13 protein-coding genes are annotated in these 15596 nt (G+C 50.6%); 7 read left to right on the forward strand and 6 right to left on the reverse strand.

Annotated elements, in window-relative coordinates:
- Positions 1-26 precede the first annotated feature (26 nt).
- From BZG80_RS00985 to BZG80_RS00995, 3 genes are all read left to right on the forward strand, one after another.
- The gene (locus tag BZG80_RS00985; protein ID WP_021024179.1) at positions 27-1043 is read left to right on the forward strand and encodes a Fe(3+) ABC transporter substrate-binding protein; all 1017 of its coding nucleotides are present in this window, start codon (positions 27-29) and stop codon (positions 1041-1043) included.
- Between the two features lie 63 nt (positions 1044-1106).
- The gene (locus tag BZG80_RS00990) at positions 1107-2738 is read left to right on the forward strand and encodes an ABC transporter permease (protein WP_077459840.1); all 1632 of its coding nucleotides are present in this window, start codon (positions 1107-1109) and stop codon (positions 2736-2738) included.
- Complete coding sequence (locus BZG80_RS00995) at positions 2735-3781, forward strand: ABC transporter ATP-binding protein (RefSeq protein WP_077676614.1); 1047 nt, start codon at positions 2735-2737, stop codon at positions 3779-3781. The genes BZG80_RS00990 and BZG80_RS00995 overlap by 4 nt, the downstream gene beginning before the upstream one ends.
- 61 nt (positions 3782-3842) lie before the next feature.
- Here BZG80_RS00995 and BZG80_RS01000 read toward each other — a convergent pair whose 3' ends face one another.
- On the reverse strand, positions 3843-4448 hold the full coding sequence (locus tag BZG80_RS01000) for a TetR/AcrR family transcriptional regulator (RefSeq protein ID WP_077459838.1): 606 nt from the start codon (positions 4446-4448) through the stop codon (positions 3843-3845).
- A gap of 347 nt (positions 4449-4795) precedes the next feature.
- Here BZG80_RS01000 and hpt point away from each other — a divergent pair, with 347 nt between their 5' ends.
- Positions 4796-5326, forward strand: a complete 531-nt coding sequence (hpt, locus tag BZG80_RS01005; protein WP_021024183.1) for a hypoxanthine phosphoribosyltransferase — start codon at positions 4796-4798, stop codon at positions 5324-5326.
- A 141-nt stretch (positions 5327-5467) separates the two neighbouring features.
- Here the strand turns inward: hpt and secF are convergent, their stop codons facing one another.
- The 4 genes from secF to can all read right to left on the reverse strand — a co-directional run bounded on the left by secF (position 5468) and on the right by can (position 9395).
- A complete protein-coding gene (gene secF, locus BZG80_RS01010; protein ID WP_021024184.1) occupies positions 5468-6358 on the reverse strand; it encodes a protein translocase subunit SecF in 891 nt (296 codons plus the stop codon).
- 12 nt (positions 6359-6370) lie between these two features.
- Positions 6371-8149, reverse strand: a complete 1779-nt coding sequence (gene secD, locus BZG80_RS01015) for a protein translocase subunit SecD (RefSeq protein WP_108744091.1) — start codon at positions 8147-8149, stop codon at positions 6371-6373.
- A gap of 106 nt (positions 8150-8255) precedes the next feature.
- The gene (locus tag BZG80_RS01020) at positions 8256-8663 is read right to left on the reverse strand and encodes a hypothetical protein (RefSeq protein ID WP_131826061.1); all 408 of its coding nucleotides are present in this window, start codon (positions 8661-8663) and stop codon (positions 8256-8258) included.
- 57 nt (positions 8664-8720) lie between these two features.
- On the reverse strand, positions 8721-9395 hold the full coding sequence (can, locus tag BZG80_RS01025; protein WP_077459835.1) for a carbonate dehydratase: 675 nt from the start codon (positions 9393-9395) through the stop codon (positions 8721-8723).
- 212 nt (positions 9396-9607) lie between these two features.
- Between can and BZG80_RS01030 the strand changes: the two genes are divergently transcribed.
- The 3 genes from BZG80_RS01030 to BZG80_RS01040 all read left to right on the forward strand — a co-directional run bounded on the left by BZG80_RS01030 (position 9608) and on the right by BZG80_RS01040 (position 13162).
- Entirely contained in the window at positions 9608-11266 is a 1659-nt protein-coding gene (locus BZG80_RS01030) for a SulP family inorganic anion transporter (protein ID WP_077678570.1), read from the forward strand.
- A 205-nt stretch (positions 11267-11471) separates the two neighbouring features.
- The gene (locus BZG80_RS01035) at positions 11472-12395 is read left to right on the forward strand and encodes an ABC transporter ATP-binding protein (RefSeq protein WP_077645810.1); all 924 of its coding nucleotides are present in this window, start codon (positions 11472-11474) and stop codon (positions 12393-12395) included.
- Entirely contained in the window at positions 12392-13162 is a 771-nt protein-coding gene (locus BZG80_RS01040) for an ABC transporter permease (protein ID WP_021024190.1), read from the forward strand. The genes BZG80_RS01035 and BZG80_RS01040 overlap by 4 nt, the downstream gene beginning before the upstream one ends.
- 84 nt (positions 13163-13246) lie before the next feature.
- On the opposite strand, the gene mrcB is transcribed toward BZG80_RS01040, so the two are convergent.
- On the reverse strand, positions 13247-15589 hold the full coding sequence (gene mrcB, locus BZG80_RS01045; protein WP_021024191.1) for a penicillin-binding protein 1B: 2343 nt from the start codon (positions 15587-15589) through the stop codon (positions 13247-13249).
- Positions 15590-15596 lie beyond the last annotated feature (7 nt).

Consider the following 15596-nt stretch of genomic DNA (forward strand, 5'->3'; position numbering starts at 1 on the left):
TATCATCATATTTAAGGACTGTTACGATGAAAAAACTGCTGATTGCCTCGGCTGTGACGGCTAGCCTGCTAGGAACAAGTACTGCGTTCGCGGCTGAAGAAGTGAATGTCTACTCGTATCGCCAACCGTTTTTGATTGAACCCATGTTTGATGCGTTTACTGAAGAGACTGGCATCAAGGTAAACGTTAAGTTTGCTAAAAAAGGCATGGCAGAAAAGGTCAAGCAGGAAGGCGAATATAGCCCAGCAGATGTCCTTCTTACGGTTGATATTTCACGCCTTAAAGAGCTGTTAAACCAAGATGTGGTGCAAGCGGTTCAAAGCGATGTGATTGATAGCAATGTGCCTGAACAGTTTCGTGATAGTGAAGATAAGTGGGTAGCGCTGACAACGCGTGCACGTGCGGTATACTCTTCTCGGGAGCGAGTTGGCGAGTTAGGTGACGATTTTGACTATCTTGACTTGGCAAAACCCGAATGGAAAGGCAAGATTTGTACCCGTTCAGGCAAACACCCTTATAATGTCTCTCTTGTGTCCGCTATCATTGAAAACCATGGTGAAGCGAAAGCCAAAGAATGGCTAGAAGGGGTTAAAGACAACCTCGCGCGTAAACCACAAGGTAACGATCGCGCGCAAGTAAAAGCGATTAAAGAAGGGCTCTGTGATGTGTCGCTAGGGAATAGCTATTACCTAGGTAAGATGCTAAACGATGAAGAGCAAACAGCGTGGGCGGAAGCGGTTTATCTAAATTATCCGGGCCAGAATACTCATGGGACACATGTCAATGTGAGTGGTATGGCGATGGCGAAGTACGCACCGAACCAAGAAAACGCGCTTAAACTTATGGAATTTTTAACGTCAGACAAAGCGCAGCACATGTATGCTGAGGTTAACTTCGAAGAGCCGGTGAAAGCGGGTGTCGAGAAGTCTGAGCTAGTGGCATCTTGGGGGGATTATAAGCACGACCCAATGCCGTTAGAGGCGATTGCTGATAACTATGCCCAATCAGTGAAGCTGTTGGATGAAGTTCAGTTCGACCTGTAAACCATCGCATAGGGGCGACGACCGCCCCTGTTGTCTTTCTCTGACGCCTTAATGTAGTAGGCCATGCGAGATAGATTACCCATTATAAAAACCAGCAGCTGGGGCCTAGCCCTGTTGCTGGTTTTGCCGATCTTAGCGATCTTTTACACCGCGGTTGGTGATACAGGTGATATTTTTCCTCACCTGTTCCAGACCGTGCTCCCTACCTATACCCTAAATACCAGTCTGTTAGTGGTTGGTGTGGTCGCGATTGCGATGATACTGGGTGTCCCGACAGCGTGGATGCTGGCGATGTATCAGGTACCTGGCAGCCGACAATTGCAATGGGCGATGGTCCTACCGCTGGCGATGCCCGGGTATATTATCGGTTATATCTATACGGACTGGTTTGATTATGCTGGGCCGTTGCAGCGCGCTTTACGGTATGCCTTTGAATGGCAAAGCGTGACCGATTATTGGTTCCCCGATATGCGCACGCTAACGGGGGCTTGCTTTGTCTTAGCGCTGGTGCTGTACCCTTATATTTACTTATTAACACGCGCTGCTTTTATGGAGCAAAGTGTGACCTTGACCCATTCTGCCCGCCTGTTGGGTTGCTCGCCACTTCAGAGTTTTCGCCGAATTTCTTTGCCGCTAGCCCGGCCCGCTATTGCCGTTGGCGCGTCGCTGGTGGCGATGGAGGCGTTGGGCGACTTTGGTACGGTCAATTATTTTGCCGTTAGCACACTGACCACGGCGGTCTATGATACTTGGTTGAGTTATTCAAGCTTAACGGCAGCAGCTAAAATATCCGCGATAATGCTGGTGGCGATTTTTCTTTTAATCAGTGCCGAGCGTTATGGACGACGTAAACAAGCCCAATTTAGTCCAAGCTCAAGCAGTGACGCAATCGAGAAAACGCCTTTGCGAGGCTGGCGTAAAGTAGGCGTAGTAGTCTGGTGCTGGAGCCTATTATCATTGGCTTTTATCTTACCGCTTTTACAGTTGGTGATGTACGCATGGCACTACTATGAAAAAAATGCCATCAGTGATTTCGCCGCGTTTAGCTATAACAGCTTTTATACCTCGACGTTGGCAGCTGTTATTGCGGTGGCTATTGCGTGGACGGTGAATGTCTATCGTCGCTTACGTGGTGATGGTATTAGTGTTGCGCCAATGCGTCTGGCATCTATGGGCTATGCGGTACCCGGCACCGTGCTCGCTATCGGGGTAATGCTGGTGCTTACGCGCGGTGATCATGTCATTAATGATGTTGCCACCGCCTATGGATGGGGCCGGCCAGGGCTGGTACTGTCAGGGACCATGGTCGCTTTGCTGGCAGCATTTGTAGTGCGCTTTAGTGCCGTTGCCATTGGTAGTATCGAATCAAGCATGGCCAAAATCCCCCCTTCGCTCGATATGGCGGCGCGAACCATGGGCTGCACAACCACAGGGGTCATTCGCCGCGTGCACCTGCCTTTAATTCGTCGTGGTACGCTTATTGCGATGTTGCTGGTGTTTATTGAGTCGATGAAAGAGCTTAATGCGGCTATTTTACTGCGTCCATTTAACTTTGAAACACTGGCCACCTATGTGTACAACTTTACCTCTGATGAACACTTAGAGTACGCCGCATTACCGGCAATTTTACTGGTAGTGGTTGGCTTAATTCCGCTTATCTTGATTAACCGGTCATTGGAGCAGAAATATCAATGAAGTGCGCCTTGTCGATTAAAAACCTGACCTGCAGCTATAACGGCACGCCTGTCTTAAAAGATTTATCGCTGCAAGTGGCACCTGGAGAGATTGTTTGCCTACTCGGTGCCAGTGGCTGCGGAAAAACCACCTTGTTAAAAGCAATGGCAGGTTTAATGCCGCTATCGGCAGGGACGCTATCGATTGGCTGTAAAGTCATGGATAATGAGCATCACTCTGTGCCACCTGAGCAGCGTAATATCGGTATGATCTTTCAAGATTATGCGCTTTTTCCGCACCTAACCGTTGCAGAGAATATCGGGTTTGGACTTTCACAGTTGGCCGCTCAAGCGCGAGCGGGCAAAGTGGCTGACATGCTTAAATTGGTCCATTTAACTGACCTTGGGGATCGTTATCCGCATCAATTATCCGGTGGTCAACAGCAACGGGTAGCGATTGCCCGTGCGCTTGCCTATGAACCCGATCTGTTATTACTGGATGAGCCTTTTTCTAACATTGACACCCAGGTACGCCACGACTTGATTGAAGAGATCCGGCGTATTTTTAAATCACAGGGTGTGACAGCGATTTTGGTGACCCACAGTCGCGAAGAAGCCTTTGCCTTTGCCGATAAATTGGCCGTAATGAATCAAGGTCTTATTGAACAGTTCGGTGATACCACAGAGGTCTATTATCAGCCTGCAAGCCGCTTTGTGGCAGATTTTCTTGGTCAAGGGTCTTATGTTCCTGTAACCGTGTCTGAGCAAGAGCAAATGCAGACGCCACTTGGCCCTTGGCCGCGTCCTGTACATTGTCATCCCGGCCCGCATTGGTGGTTACTCCGGCCACAATTTTTAAGTATTCGGGCAGACGATCAGGGCGAGGGACAGGTCTTGTCACAGCAGTTTATGGGAGATAGCAGCCGCTACACCATTGATATTCATGGGCAGAAGTTGTCGGTTCACGCTCGAGAGCCGCTGTCGGTCGGAGAAAAAGTGCGTTTAAATATTCGTTCTCATGAGCCCGTTTTGTTCAATGATGGACCGAGCTTTATCGATCCCTAACGCGCATGGATGACGCATTAAAAAGCCAACGTGACGTTGGCTTTCTATCGTGCCATGGCGTTTAGCCATGCTGGCATAATACATCAATGTAATGCTGGGCCATGGCGTTAAGCGCCGCTTTATCGGGCTGTTGGTGGGCTTGTAAAAATAGCACATAGCAGACCCCTGCTAGCATGCTGGCGAGCTCTCTGGGTTGATGACGATCTGTCATTTCGCCTTTTTCGATGCCACGTTTAAATACGTTCTCGAACTGATCAACCGCATCTCGACTGCCTTTGACAAAACGTGGCCAAATATCCTCGCGAATCGACGTACTCCACTCAAACCAGACTTTCATCCACGCTTTATCCGCGAGTGCGGTATCAATTATCTGTGATGTGATACAGTTTAATGCGCCGCGCATCGATTGATCTTGCTCGGTACACTCATTAATCAACGCAATAAAGTGCTTTTCGGTTTGTGCAAGGATTTCTTCCACAAGGTCTTCGCGCGTGGGAAAGTAGTTAAAGACGGTCGCGACGGAAACGTCCGCCATGTCTGCGATATCCGCGTGCCCAGCGCGGCCAATACCGCGTTTCGCAAAAACATCTAAACCACAAGTTAATAACTGCTCTTTACGTCTTTCCGGCGACAGTCGCGTCCTTGTTCTTTCATTTGATTGAGCCATCCTAAAACCTGCCAACTTATTTTTGGTTTGTACAAATTAATTATTGTTTGTGCTAACAATTTTCTTATTAGCGATATTGAGTTTATACCAGCTATTTATCGTCTGACAACGGGCGTAAAGCTGATCTGGGCCGTAAAACGGTAATTTTGTCTGCAAAAAAAGTCATTCATTATTAAAAAGACAGGCATGGATTATTTTTTCTTATCAATCAGTGTGATAGTTAACTAGTGTGCGGGTGCAAATGGCTGACAACCGGCGTGACTGGGATCCGCAATCGATTTAGTGCTAGACTATGCCACCTTTGTTAGTGACCCCCGCGATCGTGGGGACAAACCATCGGGGCAGATATGAAACACACCGTTGAAGTGATGATTTCAGAACAGGACGTACAGGCGCGAGTAAAAGCCCTGGGCGCCGAGATCAATGAGCATTATAAAGACTCAAACGACCTTGTTTTGGTCGGGTTGCTGCGTGGCTCGTTCGTCTTTATGGCTGATTTATGTCGCGCGATTGACTTGCCACATTCGGTCGACTTTATGACCGCATCAAGCTATGGCAATAGCATGGAAAGCACGCGTGACGTGCGCATTCTTAAAGATTTGGATGATGACATCAAAGGAAAAGACATTCTTTTGGTTGAAGATATCATTGATACTGGCAACACGCTCAGTAAAGTCTGCGAAATCTTATCGCTGCGTGAGCCAAACTCGGTACGTATTTGTACCCTGCTCGATAAACCCGAGCGCCGCGAAGTGAATGTGACAGTCGATTGGCTTGGCTTTACCATCCCGGATGAATTTGTTGTCGGGGTTGGGATTGATTACGCTCAGAAATATCGCCATTTGCCGTATATCGGTAAAGTGATCCCATTGGATTAATCTCCGCAGCGACGCGTAACGCCTGTCATCACAGAGTGGCCGGTGGTTATTACGATAAATGAAAAAACCGAGCGCTTGCTCGGTTTTTTTGTAGGCACTTTTTGTAGCGACTTTTGTAGGAAACATAGCGGGTTCGGTGGGTTAGCACGTCCCCTCATGCTCTGGCGCACGCTGATAATGCGAAGCCGATAGCCCCAGTATTTCTTGTAGGCAAGATGCGACGGCGACCGATGACCAAGTTCCAGTGAGCACCCCCACAAACAGCGTTAGGGCAAAGCCATATAGCGCATCGCCACCCAGTATCAACAAGCATCCGATGGTAAACAGCGTCGTCCCGGCAGTGATCAAGGTACGCGAGAAGGTCTCGCAGACCGCAATATTGGTGCTGATATAAACACATTGGTTCGGTTTGGCCCTTAGGACATCGCGCAGCCGGTCACCGATCACAATCGAGTCATTGAGCGAGTAACCGATTACCGCTAGCAACCCGGCAATCACATTGAGATCCATGGGCACGGCGAGAATGGCGAGTAGCCCCAAGGTGAGGGTGACATCGTGTACCAGCGCGCCTATGGCTGCGAGGGCGAGTCGCCACTCAAAGCGAATCGCCAAATAAAGCATGATCGCCAACGAGGCAACTAGCAGGGCTAAGCCACCTTGTTCAAACAGGACCTGACCGACCTGAGGGCCGACTACGTCAGCTTGAATCAAACTCACTGGCATCGATAACGCAGTACTGATTTGTACCATCACCTGCTGAGGATCTTGCCATTGAGAGGTGTGGGGCAACACTAACTGCCACTGTCCCTGCGTGGTACTTGCCTTGAGCGTGGCCAGATCGCCAAACTGACTATGCAGGGCTGGGATCAGCGTATCACTGCCAGCCAAGCTTGGTAGCGCGAAGTCAATCACGATACCGCCGGTAAAGTCGATGCCTAGGTTCAGGCCATAATAAGTAATCGCCCAGATGCTCATGGTCATTAGCAGCGCGGAGAGAGCGAAGCTGGTATAGCGGGCTTGGGTTAAGTTCATGGTATTCATTCCTTAAATGGTCACCGCGCGGCGGCGATCACGCCCCCAAATCGGATTGATGATGGCTCGGGTGCCAATAATGCCGGTTATCATGCTGGCGCACAGCCCCAGAATCAGAGTGGTGGCAAACCCTTGTAAGGGGCCAGAGCCGACGGCGTACAAACAGGCCGCAGAAATCAAGGTGGTGATATTGGCGTCAAAAATTGTGCTAAACGCCGCGCGATAGCCGGTATCAATGGCATTGGCTAGGCTTGCGCCCGCTCGCAAGCGATCGCGAATACGCTCAAAGATAAGCACATTGGTATCGACCGCCATGCCTACCGTGAGTACAAGGCCCGCGATGCCTGGCAACGTCAGCACAGCACCGGGCAGTAGCGCGAGAAGACCGACTTGCATCATGAGGTTGGCAGTAAGCGACACAATCGCCACCCAGCCAAAACGGCGATACCAAAGCACCATAAAGATAGCCATGCCGATCATGCCGACAGCCAGTGCGGAAAAGCCTGCTTTAATATTCTCAGCACCTAAGGTGGGACCAATCGCGCGCTCTTCGACGATTTTAATGGGGGCGGTTAATGCGCCGGCACGCAATAGCATCGAGAGGTTACGCGCTTCTTCTGGGCTCGATAGCCCCGTGATCCGAAAGCGATCACTGAGCGCACTTTGGATGGTCGCTACGTTGATCACGCGCTCGTGAGCCACCAGATCGCCCTGCGCATTGGTTTGGTACTCGCGATAAACGGTCGCCATTGGATCGCCCAAGTGCCGACGAGTAAACGCAAGCATGGTCTCGCCACCTTGTTTATCCAGGCGAATGTCGACTTGAGGACGCCGCATCTCATCGACACTGGTGCGCGCATCAATAATATGTTCACCGCCTAAAATGGCGTGGCGCGCGAGCGGGACGGCATTGTGCTGCGCATCGTATAGTGGTTTAGGGCTGGTAGGATCGAGGGCATAGAATGCGAGTGAGGCGGTGGCACCAATCACGCTTTTGGCTTGCTTAGGATCATGCACGCCAGGTAGTTCGATACGAATATAGTCTTTGCCTTGACGCTGCACACTGGCTTCTGCCACGCCTAACGCGTCGATACGCTTGCGCAGAATATCGATATTCTGACGTACGGCTTGATGACGCATGGCCTCACGCTCGGTATCTGTCATTTGCCAGCGATGGGTGGCACTGGTAAAGCGCCATTGAGGATAATGCTCAGTAAACCAACCGCTCACTTTGGTACGATCAGCGGCATTTAACATCGGCAATTGCACCGTGGTTTTATCCTGCTGGTTGAGGCTCGCGGTCGGCGGCAAGCGCTGACTGCCTAACCAAAGATTGAGGCTTTGGAGCAAGGCGTCTGCTTGATGGGTCAGTGCTTGGTCGGTGTCGACCCACAGTAATAATTGGACGCCACCGCGCAGATCTAGCCCTAGCTTAACCGGCTCGGCGCCTAGGCGTGATAGCCACGCGGGCGCTGCGGATAAATAATCGAGAGTGATCTCCGCATCGGCACCTAGGGCGCCTTTTAATTGCTGTTGTACGTTCTGTTGCTGGCTAATATCGGGCGTGATTAAGGTGACATTCCCTTGCGAGTCATAACGTACCTCACTGACGGCCTCTGGATGGGCGTTTAGCCAGCCTTGCAGCGCGTGGTGAGAGTGATGAGACACGCTCACTACAGGATGATCGCCAAAAAAGCTCGGTAATGCCTGCATGGTGAGTACGATTAGCATCAGCACCAATACAGCATAGTGCCACAACGCATACCGATTAACGGGAGTTGCTTTATTCATTTTTTCTCCTTGGCTGTGCATCGTGCACAGCAAACCTCACATCGAGTGTGAACTCGATGTCGCTACTGGGGGATTAAGGCGCACAGGCCTTCAGGAAAGCGAACGATTAACGCGAATGAATAAAGCGATATTGCAGATTGTGTTCTCGCCAGCCTCCGAGGCGGGGGAACGAAAATGCAAGATATTGGCGGGAGAGATACACCCCAAGCACGCACAAAAAGGCGATGAGGTGCCAAGCAAGGCTAACGTGCGTGGGAGGAAAAAGGGTGGCTAAATGTGGCGGTTGGGGATCGTCATCCAATAAAGGGGCTGGCAGTGCAACGCTGGCTCTTGCGGTCGACAGTAGGGCCGGTGTGTGTTGTAGCGTATGAATTTGCTGATTTGGCTGCCACGGTGAAACATGAGATTTCGCCACGGCATTAGCGATCACCGCAAACAGCATCAGGCTCGCCATCAGCCACAAGAGTAGCGGAGAGCGATGCGTAGCGTGGGATGAAGGTGTGATCGGAGTCATGGTCGTGTTGTACGACGATTCATCACCGCGCACAAGCATTATAGCGTCAGCATTGTGTTAATTTTCATAGAGAGGATGTGTGGCGGCGCCGGGGACCAAATGGCTCATCGCCGCTTGATAGTGTATCTCTAACGATTCACGGCTGTTCGCTGTCATACCGAGATCGCGTAAGATCCCGTCAGTAGTGTCGTAAAACCAGCCATGGATATTGACATCTTGGCCTCGTTCCCAGGCGGCGCGTAAAATGGTGGAGTTGCCTAAATGATAAACCTGCTCAGCGACATTGATTTCACATAAACGATTACCACGCGCTTGGGGCGGCAATTGGCTCAGATAGCTTTTATGCTTAAGGTAAAGGTCGCGAATATGTAATAGCCAATTATTGATAAGACCCAGCTCGGGATTTTCAATCGCGGCATGCACCCCGCCACATCCGTAATGACCACAGACAATAATATGCTTGATTTGCAGCACATCAACGGCATATTGCACTACCGACAAGCAGTTTAAATCCGTGTGGATCACTTGGTTGGCGACATTGCGATGCACAAACAGCTCGCCAGAGTCTAATCCTGTTAGTCGCTCAGCAGGCACACGGCTATCGGCACAACCAATCCACAAATATTCCGGATGCTGCTCTTTCGCTAGGTCGGCAAAAAACTGGGGATCCGTATCACGAATGTCTTTTGACCAGGCTTTATTGTTGGCAAATAACGCTTTTATCTGGGCCATGCTCACTCAGTCTGTTGGCAAAGTTATCAATCGTCACTATACCGCACTCTTGAGGTGTGAAATATACTGAGATCAATATTCACATTTTTTTACATCGGTCGCGTCCAGCGGATCACGCTGTGACGCTTTCAACCACTGCTCGGATAGGTTAATACGAGAAAATTCGTATACTGTTCGCTCTATCATAATCTTAACGGCAGTCGAGGTAGTGCGTGTTTGATAAAGGACGATTTGCGCAGTTGTCATTAAAGGGGGATTTATTCGGCGGGGTGACCACCGCGATTATCTCATTACCACTGGCGCTCGCCTTTGGTGTTGCCTCCGGTGCTGGCGCTGAGGCCGGGTTATGGGGAGCGATTTTGGTGGGGCTGTTCGCGTCGCTATTTGGTGGCTCTTCGACGCTGATATCAGAGCCCACGGGGCCGATGACAGTCATTATGACCGCGGTACTCACCGCCATGATGTCGCGTTACCCCGAAGGTGGCCTTGCCATGGGCTTTACTGTGGTGATGATGGCGGGCGCGTTTCAAGTGCTGATTGGCAGTTTGCGGCTGGGCAAATACGTAACCTTGATGCCGTATAGCGTGGTATCCGGTTTTATGTCGGGGATTGGCGTGATCTTGATTTTGCTCCAACTCGCGCCATTATTAGGGCAAGCGGCACCGTCCGGCGGCGTCTTAGGCACCCTGACAGCGATACCGGATTTAGTGATCAATGCCGATATTAAAGAAGTTTTTCTTGGTGCGCTCACCTTGGGTATTTTGTTTTACTTTCCTGCCAAATATCGTCGTTTTATCCCGGCTCAACTTGTCGCCTTAGTCAGTATTACCTTGGTGTCGGTACTGCTTTTTGATGCCGAGAGCATCCGCCGTATTGGTGAGATCCCGACCGGTTTACCCTCGCTGGTAGTGCCTCATATCACCGCCGAGCATTTTACCACCATGGTCATTGATGCTTTGGTGCTGGGGACGTTAGGATGCATAGACACCTTACTGACCGCAGTGATTGCCGACTCGCTGACTCGCCAAGAACATAATTCTGACCGTGAATTGCGCGGCCAGGGCGTCGCCAATATGATTGCAGGCCTGTTTGGCGCACTGCCGGGGGCCGGTGCTACCATGGGCACTGTGGTCAATGTACAAGTCGGGGCGCGTTCACCGTTATCGGGGATATTCCGTGCCGCTATTTTAGCCGCAGTCGTGTTAGTGGCGGGGGCATTAACGGCGCCGATCCCAATGGCTGTGCTAGCCGGTATTGCGCTTTATGTCGGTTTTAATATTCTCGATTGGAGCTTTCTACATCGCGCGCACAAAATCAGCTTGCAGCAAACCGGTATCATGTACGGTGTGATGGCGTTGACTGTATTTGTTGATCTGATTGTCGCGGTGGGCCTGGGTGTCTTTATTGCTAACTTACTGGTGATCGAGCGATTAAGTCGCGAGCAGGCAAAACAGGTACGGGCCATCAGTGATGCGGAAGACGATGAAGTGCCGTTAAATGATGAAGAGCGTGCGCTTTTAGATGCCAGTAATGGCCACGTACTCTTTTTCTACTTGTCTGGCCCGATGATTTTCAGTGTCTCAAAGGCCATTGCCCGTCAGCACGCTCATATCAATGAGTTTCGGGTGATGATCCTCGACTTAAGTGATGTGCCTATGCTGGACATGACGGTAGGGCTGGCATTGGAAAACGCAATCAAAGATGCGCGTGAAGCGAATTGCACGGTATTTTTACTTTGCCCGCATGATGAAACGCGAGAGCAACTTCAGCGCCTGCATATTGGCGATTGGGTGCGTGACGCGCACATYTTCACTTCGCGTAAGCCTGCACTCGAAGCGGCCAATCGATTAGTCGAAGTCATGCCTGCGTAAGCGTATTGACTGTCAAAGCGTATTTATTCTCAATGCGCATTTATTTCCAAAAGGCAAAGTCGCGATAGCATGGATCGTGGTTAATCGCCGCCCTCGGTGCGATTAACCCTTTTTTTGTGGCGGTGTTTCTCAGACCAATACCGGTTACCATAGCAACATTGATGCGTCAGACAGCATGATGCTGATTTTATCTTAACGGGAGCTTATGAAAGCAATTGAAATCAAGGATCTCGTCAAAACGTACGGGTCCAATGTGAAGGCATTGAAAGGCGTATCGCTCTCGGTCGAGGAGGGCGATTTTTATGCGCTACTCGGGCCAAATGGCGCGGGGAAATCCACGACTATTGGCATACTGAGTTCGCTGGTCAATAAAACCCAAGGGCAGGTCAGTATTTTTGGCTATGACTTAGACACCCAAAAGGTGGAGGCGAAAAAGCAAATTGGTCTGGTGCCACAAGAGTTCAACTTTAATCAGTTTGAGAAAGTGCAGCAGATTGTGGTGAACCAAGCTGGCTACTATGGGGTGCCGCGAGCGCAAGCCAAAGCGCGTGCAAAGAAATATCTCTCACAACTGGATTTGTGGGACAAGCGCCATGAGCCCGCGCGTAATTTATCGGGTGGAATGAAACGGCGGTTGATGATAGCCCGTGCCTTGATGCACGAGCCGCGTTTGCTGATTCTGGACGAGCCAACCGCAGGCGTCGATATTGAGCTGCGCCGTTCTATGTGGGACTTTTTAAGCCAGATTAATCGTCAAGGGATCACCATTATTCTCACCACCCATTATCTGGAAGAAGCCGAAACCCTGTGCCGTAATATTGGCATTATCAATCGGGGGCAGCTGGTCGAAGATACCTCGATGAAGGCGTTGTTATCGAAGTTAGATGCTGAGACCTTTATTCTCGACCTCCAACCAGGGCATCAGCTCAATGCGCTTGAGGGCGTGAACTGGCAGACCACTGACACCAATACCTTGGAGGTGGAAGTCAGCAAGTCAATGGGATTAACCCCGGTCTTTGAGCAGTTGTCACAACAGGGAGTGCAAGTATTATCCATGCGTAATAAGGCCAACCGTTTAGAGGAGTTGTTTGTCACCTTAATTCAGAAAAATGGGGAGGAGCACGCATGAATGCCTTGTATTGGATTGCATTTCGTACCCTCATTCACAAAGAAGTGGCGCGTTTTACTCGGATCTGGGTGCAAACCTTGGTCCCGCCCGCGATTACCATGAGCTTGTACTTTGTCATTTTCGGTAATTTGATTGGGTCGCGTATCGGCCAGATGGAAGGCTTCAGTTACATGGAGTATATCGTTCCTGGCTTAATCATGATGTCAGTGATCACTAACTCCTACTCCAATGTGGCGTCTTCTTTTTTTAGTGCCAAGTTTCAGCATAATATCGAGGAGCTGTTAGTCGCGCCTATCCCTAACTATGTGATTATTGCCGGTTATATTGGCGGAGGCATGTGTCGTGGCTTAGCGGTGGGGGCTTTAGTGACGATGACGTCCTTGTTCTTCGTGGATTTGCAAATCGCGCATCCATTTATCGTGGTCACCACGGTGACGCTGACCTCTGCCGTGTTTGCGTTAGGAGGCCTGATTAACGCCATCTTTGCTAAAACGTTTGACGATATCAGCCTGATCCCGACCTTTATACTGACCCCGCTAACGTATCTCGGTGGCGTGTTTTATTCGCTGTCGCTGTTGCCTGAGTTTTGGCAAGGGGTGTCTAAGCTGAACCCTATCGTGTATATGGTTAACGCGTTTCGCTATGGCTTTTTAGGGGTATCCGATGTGGGGATCATGACATCATTTGGGGTGCTGTTACTGTTTATTATCGGCTTATACGCGCTGGCTTGGCGCTTGATTTCTAAAGGCACCGGCTTGCGTAGCTAAATACCACACCGCCCCAGTCAGTATGGCTGGGGCGTTTTTTTGCTCGCTGTTTGGTATACAAACGCGTATCGAGTGGACAAGGTGTCAATTAAATAAACCTTTAAGCCAACCGACGGGATCCGGCTGGCGACATCGCTTGGCAAACTGGCCATTTATGTCCCATACGGGGAGCGACGTCTCACCGCGACAATTTAGCGCGTATTGGCTACCTTGTTGGCTGACCGCCACGGTGGTGATGTCGGCAGGCCAAGGGAGTGCCAAGGGTGTCGCGCCTCGACGGTTTAAATAATCATCATAAACACGTAAAGCACCAGAGGCCCCGGTGAGCCCTGTCGATTGATTATCATCGCGGCCCAACCACACCGTGGTAACTTCTTTGTCGTCGATACCGACGAACCAGCTATCACGGTTATCATCTGTTGTTCCCGTTTTGCCTGCGAGTGCTGCATGGCGATGACGTTGCTGCAAGAAACGCCCTGTTCCCTGTTTCACCACTTGCTTCATCGCATACAAGGTCAGCCAACCGGCTTGCTCAGGCACAACACGTTCCGCTTTGGGCCAGTTTTGATACAAACCTTGACCTTCTTTGGTAGTAACGGCCCTCAGAGCCGTTAATGGGGCCCTTTGCCCTGCATTGCCCAGTGTTTGGTAGACTTGAGTGACCTCAAATGGACTCATGCTAAATGCCCCCAGAAGCAGAGAGGGAACGCGTGGAATGGTGTCAGTTTTTGCCCCCAATTGACCAAAGGTGTTAACCACACTTTCTAACCCCAGTTGCATGCCGAGGTTGACCGTTGGCACGTTATAGGATTTTGCCAAGGCGGTCAGTAACGACACGGTGCCGCGGTATTGGCGATCATAGTTGCGAGGTTGCCAACTACTCCCTTGACTGCCTTCTAAACGAATGGGCTTATCGTCAATATTACTGGTGAGCTGAAAGCGTTCAGGCTGATTTAATGCAGTCAAATAAACCGCAGGTTTGGCGAGTGAACCGATAGCACGTTTCGCATTTAAGGCACGGTTAAAGCCTGCAAAGCCCGGGCGAGCGCCACCCACCATGGCACGGACCTCGCCACTTCGTCTGTCTGCGATCACGGCGGCGGCTTCTAGTTGATTTCCTGCGCGATGTTTAAGCGCCTTCACCTTTTCGGTCACCGCACGCTCAATCGCTTGCTGTGACACAGGATCAAGGGTGGTGAAAATACGTAACCCAGCGCCAGCGGCATATTTATCACCGACTTTGTGACGGATTTCTTCTTTGAGTTGATCAAAGTAAGCCGGTTGAGGACGCGATAGGGTAGGCGTTTTTTGAATATCAAGCGGACGGCTGGCTGCCGCTTGGTAATCGGTGCTTGACAGTCGATTTTGCTCTAGCATCAGTCGTAGCACCAGATCGCGACGACTTTTCGCGCGTTCAGGGTGGCGGAACGGGTTGTAGTAGGAAGGCCCTTTTACCATCCCCACGAGCAGCGCCAGTTGGTCTACCCGTAACTCGCTAATCGGACGTCCAAAATAGAGTCGCGCGCCTAACGGAAAACCATGTACGGGTTCGCCGCGATTTTGTCCCAGATAGACTTCGTTAAAGTAGGCTTCTAACAGTTTATCCTTGCTGTAGCGAAAATCGAGGATCAATGCCATGTAGGCTTCTTGCGCTTTTCGCCACAAGGTGCGATCGCGGGTGAGAAAGAGGTTTTTAGCCAGCTGTTGCGTTAAGGTAGAGCCGCCTTGTACGGTACGACCGGCGCGAATGTTAGCCACGAGTGCGCGTAAGATCCCCGTGGGTGAAACGCCTTCATGGTGATAAAAATCTCGATCTTCTGTGGTGAGTAACGCCTCGACTAAAAACTCTGGGAAACGCTCTCGGGGTAAAAATAGGCGTTGCTCATTGATGCCAGACTCCATCATGCCCAGTAATTTCGGCTCGATGCGTAAAAGCCCTAGCGATTGGTTAGCGTTAACGTCAGTAATCTGGTTGACTTGATTATCGCCAAAGCTCAGCATCGCATGTCGTGCGGGCGCCGGGCCATCTTCAAAATCAAACGGACGACGAATGATTTCAAGCCGTGTTTGTGAGGCCGAATACTCACCAGGGCGCTTCGGCGTGCGTACTTTTTGGTAATTCAGCGCATCCAATTGCTGACGCAGTTGAAGGAGTGATACATCGCTACCTGGTGAGAGGTTAATCACTCGGCCATATACCACGCCCGGAAGCTGCCAAATTTGGCCGCTACTAAAACGGTCTTGTATCTTACCATCCAGATAAATACCGAGCATGACAACGGCAGCGATCCCCACCAGGCTGCACTTCAATCCGAAGCTTAACAAGCGTTTGCTCCAGCTCGGTTTAGCGGCGGCTTTGTTCGGCTGACGCTTCGGTGATGAACGTTTTTTATTGCTCGCGTGTGAACGTGTTTTTTTATCGGCCATACAATCG

The sequence above is a fragment of the Salinivibrio sp. MA440 genome (assembly GCF_001996265.1).
GTDB lineage: Bacteria > Pseudomonadota > Gammaproteobacteria > Enterobacterales > Vibrionaceae > Salinivibrio > Salinivibrio costicola.

Bases quoted from the DNA above. Each gene is read 5' to 3' on its own strand.
- BZG80_RS00985 (WP_021024179.1), top strand. From the start codon at position 27: ATGAAAAAACTGCTGATTGCCTCGGCTGTGACGGCTAGCCTGCTAGGA.
- BZG80_RS00990 (WP_077459840.1), top strand. From the start codon at position 1,107: ATGCGAGATAGATTACCCATTATAAAAACCAGCAGCTGGGGCCTAGCC.
- BZG80_RS00995 (WP_077676614.1), top strand. From the start codon at position 2,735: ATGAAGTGCGCCTTGTCGATTAAAAACCTGACCTGCAGCTATAACGGC.
- BZG80_RS01000 (WP_077459838.1), bottom strand. From the start codon at position 4,448: ATGGCTCAATCAAATGAAAGAACAAGGACGCGACTGTCGCCGGAAAGA.
- hpt (WP_021024183.1), top strand. From the start codon at position 4,796: ATGAAACACACCGTTGAAGTGATGATTTCAGAACAGGACGTACAGGCG.
- secF (WP_021024184.1), bottom strand. From the start codon at position 6,358: ATGAACTTAACCCAAGCCCGCTATACCAGCTTCGCTCTCTCCGCGCTG.
- secD (WP_108744091.1), bottom strand. From the start codon at position 8,149: ATGAATAAAGCAACTCCCGTTAATCGGTATGCGTTGTGGCACTATGCT.
- BZG80_RS01020 (WP_131826061.1), bottom strand. From the start codon at position 8,663: ATGACTCCGATCACACCTTCATCCCACGCTACGCATCGCTCTCCGCTA.
- can (WP_077459835.1), bottom strand. From the start codon at position 9,395: ATGGCCCAGATAAAAGCGTTATTTGCCAACAATAAAGCCTGGTCAAAA.
- BZG80_RS01035 (WP_077645810.1), top strand. From the start codon at position 11,472: ATGAAAGCAATTGAAATCAAGGATCTCGTCAAAACGTACGGGTCCAAT.
- BZG80_RS01040 (WP_021024190.1), top strand. From the start codon at position 12,392: ATGAATGCCTTGTATTGGATTGCATTTCGTACCCTCATTCACAAAGAA.
- mrcB (WP_021024191.1), bottom strand. From the start codon at position 15,589: ATGGCCGATAAAAAAACACGTTCACACGCGAGCAATAAAAAACGTTCA.